The following is a 3136-nucleotide window of genomic DNA, read 5'->3' as shown; positions in this document are numbered from 1 at the left end:
TGCGTCGTCTGGCGACAATGGAAGCGGCCCTCAACGAGGGCACGTAACTTGATGCGCCTGGGGCTTAGCGAAGCTCGCGCCTGCAAATCAGCCTTCAATGGCCGAGGCCCATGGTGGAGCTCAGGCGCATCTCATATGAATCAGGCGCTGCCGAAGAAACTATGGGGTCAGCTTGGGTTAGTTTCGGTACTGGATACGATAAACCGGCTTAGCCGCATAGCTTGAACCGCCGTATACGGATCCGTACGTACGGTGGTGTGAGAGGACGGCGGCTGTAAAGCCGCCTCCTACTCGATCTGAATTTCAGGCAAAAAAAAGCCAGCAATTAAGCTGGCTTGAACTTTCGGATGAAATCAGGAAGCGTCTGCGGCCATTTCGGCATCATGCGCAATCAGCGAAACAAGTGCGTTCTGCTGACGGTGGGAGAGTTGGCGGAAGCGTTGCAGCAGTTCACGTTCGTGCAATGACAGCTCCGGGCTGTCCAGGCGCATGCTCAATTCTTCGCCCAGCGCGCCTTCCTGAATAAGGCTCTGCTCAAGGCGCGCGATGATTTCGGAGTTCATGCTGCGATGATGATTGCGAGCCACCTCGGCAATGCGTTCACGCATTCCGTCTGGCAGACGTACGACGAACTTGTCAGCCGTACGGCTGGAATAAATTGCCTGTTTCAATGGGCGCATATATTTAACCGGTTAGTTCAGGGGAGCGGTTCTCGGGATTGGCCGCAGGATGTCTGATAGGACAAGCGGTCTGGCCAAATGTTCAACCTGAATTGATAAAGGCTCGCATCATGCCTCAAAGTAGCCAGTTCGTTGGCGTCAATTCTGTGACAAATATTGAACTGGATAAAGGCGTTATGCCAGCACCAATTATCAGAAATGCGGACTGGTTTGAAAAGTTTGCGCTGGTCCGTATTACTGACCGCCTCCCCTTGCCCGACAGGTGATGTCCTGGGACGCCTGAAGGCGCATGCTGTGCAGATTCGATCGGTGTTCCTTACTTGTACAGGATAGTGGCAATTGGCCGATTTACTAGGGGGAGGCATGCAGTGGGAGGTGATTTCAGGATGGATGGCAGGCTGATTTACTTGATGGGGCCTTCTGGGTCCGGCAAGGACAGCCTCATCGAAGCCGCTCGAGAGCCGTTGCAGACGCTCAATTGTGAAGTGGTGCGTCGGGTCATCACGCGTTCGGCCGAATCAGTGGGCGAAGATGCGATTGGCGTTTCCCGGGAAGAGTTCGAGCAACACAGAGTCGAGGGCGATTTCGCGCTGTGCTGGAACGCCAATGGCCTGGATTACGGTATTCCGATCGAAATAGATCAATGGCTCAATGACGGTCGGCATGTCTTGGTCAACGGCTCTCGCGGCCATCTGGCTCAGGCGCTGCACCGGTATCCAACGCTATTGCCGGTTCTATTGACGGTCAAGGATGAAGTCCTGCGAGAGCGCCTGCTGCACCGTGGTCGCGAAAGTTTTGCTGAGATTGAAGCGAGGCTGCACCGCAATGGGTTATTCACGGCAGAGGGTTCAAACGGAGACACGCGGATCCATCGACTCGACAATTCAGGCGAACTGTCCACTACAGTTGCCAATTTGCTGGACCTGTTGAGAGTTAACGCAGTACCGGATCGAACTTGATCTTGCGCCCGGCAATCAGCGCCAGCACAAACAGCGCACCGAACACGCCGCTGGCGATCAAAGGCAGGGTAAGAACCGTATCCTGGACCACTGACAGATGAAGAATGCCGCTCAGTAAGGCGAGGATGAAAAACCCTGCGGCTGATTTGGACATGCGGTGCTCCTGATGGGGTGATTCAAAATACCAAACGTTCTGAAGACTGAGCTGGCAGCAGAATGCCTTCTTGGCTCACCTCTTGGCTGACAAAGCTGCGCTGATCGCTCATTACCGCCAGTTGAGGTGCTCTTTGCACCTGAAGGTAATGAGGCATGCGTTGAGCAACCGGCTCAACACCGCTCTCGGGGATAAAATGAAAGCCCAACAGAATCACTAGAGCGATCGCGATCGAGAGTAAAAGGGCGCTGTTCATGAGGCTTGCCTCCGTTGTTCTTCGAGAACAGCTAAAGCAGCCCGCATGCCAAGAGTCTAACGGTAATTAAATCCTTTAAAAACAATGAATTAAGATATTTTACCGAAGTGCCTGCATTGCATTTTGCAATGATGGCATTTTGCGGTGATGCAAATTGCACGGTAAACAAAGCCACGCTTCTGCGGGGCGTCTGCCTACACTTAAAAAGCCAAACGGACGACATGACAAAAGCGGGCCTGCCCGTTAACATGCACGCCGTCTATCGCACCGTGTTTCTTTGTGGTCGATCTGTGTCTCAGTAGCTCAATTGGATAGAGCATCCCCCTCCTAAGGGGAAGGTTGGCAGTTCGAACCTGCCCTGGGACACCATATAACTCAAGGCCTCTAGAAATTCATGACCCCTCCGATATACCCTCATGGGTGCTGGGTGGGTGCAGGCGGATTGCTTCAGGCATAAAAAAGCCCCGCTCAGATAACTCTCTGGCGGGGCTTTTTCATAACCGTTCCTTCATATTAAGGAAAGGTATGGATACGCTGATAAGTTCGCTCTGGCCACAATTGCGTCTGTCAGGTGGCAGTGCTGTTGACCCAAAACTGGCGCTCGCCAAGGGCTGAATTCGGCCTAGGCTCTTTGGTAATAAAAAGAATTTTTAGATGGGGGTTGACCACGTATTTTAATCCTGTACTATTTGCCTCCCGCTAACGAGCAGCTTGATGTTGCTTCTGGCCTAAGTGATTGATTTTATTAATAAAATTAAGAGCTTTTAAGGGTGTTACTTGAGGGCGTTTGCTGTAGAATGCGCGCCTCGGTTGAGACGAAAGATCTTAACCAACCGCTCTTTAACAACTGAATCAAGCAATTCGTGTGGGTGCTTGTGGAGTCAGACTGATAGTCAACAAGATTATCAGCATCACAAGTTACTCCGCGAGAAATCAAAGATGTAACCAACGATTGCTGAGCCAAGTTTAGGGTTTCTTAAAAACCCAAAGATGTTTGAACTGAAGAGTTTGATCATGGCTCAGATTGAACGCTGGCGGCAGGCCTAACACATGCAAGTCGAGCGGCAGCACGGGTACTTGTACCTGG

General features: G+C 51.9%; 5 protein-coding genes, 1 tRNA gene and 1 pseudogene. 4 read left to right on the top strand and 3 right to left on the bottom strand.

What is annotated here, in order from left to right; all coding sequences use genetic code 11:
- Nucleotides 1-225: pseudogene (locus CUN63_RS32045) on the top strand (group II intron reverse transcriptase/maturase); the annotation flags it as partial.
- A gap of 128 nt (nucleotides 226-353) precedes the next feature.
- Here CUN63_RS32045 and CUN63_RS05025 read toward each other — a convergent pair.
- The gene (locus CUN63_RS05025) at nucleotides 354-680 is read right to left on the bottom strand and encodes an Arc family DNA-binding protein (RefSeq protein WP_003178899.1); all 327 of its coding nucleotides are present in this window, start codon (nucleotides 678-680) and stop codon (nucleotides 354-356) included.
- Between the two features lie 110 nt (nucleotides 681-790).
- Here CUN63_RS05025 and CUN63_RS31650 point away from each other — a divergent pair, with 110 nt between their 5' ends.
- On the top strand, nucleotides 791-946 hold the full coding sequence (locus CUN63_RS31650) for a hypothetical protein (protein WP_165353230.1): 156 nt from the start codon (nucleotides 791-793) through the stop codon (nucleotides 944-946).
- Nucleotides 947-1066: 120 nt separating this feature from the next.
- The gene (gene phnN, locus CUN63_RS05020) at nucleotides 1067-1639 is read left to right on the top strand and encodes a phosphonate metabolism protein/1,5-bisphosphokinase (PRPP-forming) PhnN (protein WP_129445058.1); all 573 of its coding nucleotides are present in this window, start codon (nucleotides 1067-1069) and stop codon (nucleotides 1637-1639) included.
- Here the strand turns inward: phnN and CUN63_RS05015 are convergent.
- The gene (locus CUN63_RS05015; protein WP_056741414.1) at nucleotides 1614-1793 is read right to left on the bottom strand and encodes a PA3371 family protein; all 180 of its coding nucleotides are present in this window, start codon (nucleotides 1791-1793) and stop codon (nucleotides 1614-1616) included. The genes phnN and CUN63_RS05015 overlap by 26 nt on opposite strands.
- A gap of 22 nt (nucleotides 1794-1815) precedes the next feature.
- Complete coding sequence (locus tag CUN63_RS05010; protein ID WP_129437622.1) at nucleotides 1816-2049, bottom strand: hypothetical protein; 234 nt, start codon at nucleotides 2047-2049, stop codon at nucleotides 1816-1818.
- A gap of 292 nt (nucleotides 2050-2341) precedes the next feature.
- On the opposite strand from CUN63_RS05010, the gene CUN63_RS05000 reads away from it, so the two are divergent.
- A tRNA-Arg gene (locus tag CUN63_RS05000) sits at nucleotides 2342-2418 on the top strand.
- The last annotated feature ends 718 nt before the right edge of the window (nucleotides 2419-3136 follow it).

Origin of the sequence: Pseudomonas sp. ACM7 (assembly GCF_004136015.1) — a bacterium.
GTDB lineage: Bacteria > Pseudomonadota > Gammaproteobacteria > Pseudomonadales > Pseudomonadaceae > Aquipseudomonas > Aquipseudomonas frigoris.
This window is presented reverse-complemented; position numbering and strand designations above follow the sequence as displayed.

Excerpts from the sequence above, each read along its gene's own strand:
- CUN63_RS05025 (WP_003178899.1), bottom strand. The coding sequence starts at position 680 with ATGCGCCCATTGAAACAGGCAATTTATTCCAGCCGTACGGCTGACAAG.
- CUN63_RS31650 (WP_165353230.1), top strand. The coding sequence starts at position 791 with ATGCCTCAAAGTAGCCAGTTCGTTGGCGTCAATTCTGTGACAAATATT.
- phnN (WP_129445058.1), top strand. The coding sequence starts at position 1,067 with ATGGATGGCAGGCTGATTTACTTGATGGGGCCTTCTGGGTCCGGCAAG.
- CUN63_RS05015 (WP_056741414.1), bottom strand. The coding sequence starts at position 1,793 with ATGTCCAAATCAGCCGCAGGGTTTTTCATCCTCGCCTTACTGAGCGGC.
- CUN63_RS05010 (WP_129437622.1), bottom strand. The coding sequence starts at position 2,049 with ATGAACAGCGCCCTTTTACTCTCGATCGCGATCGCTCTAGTGATTCTG.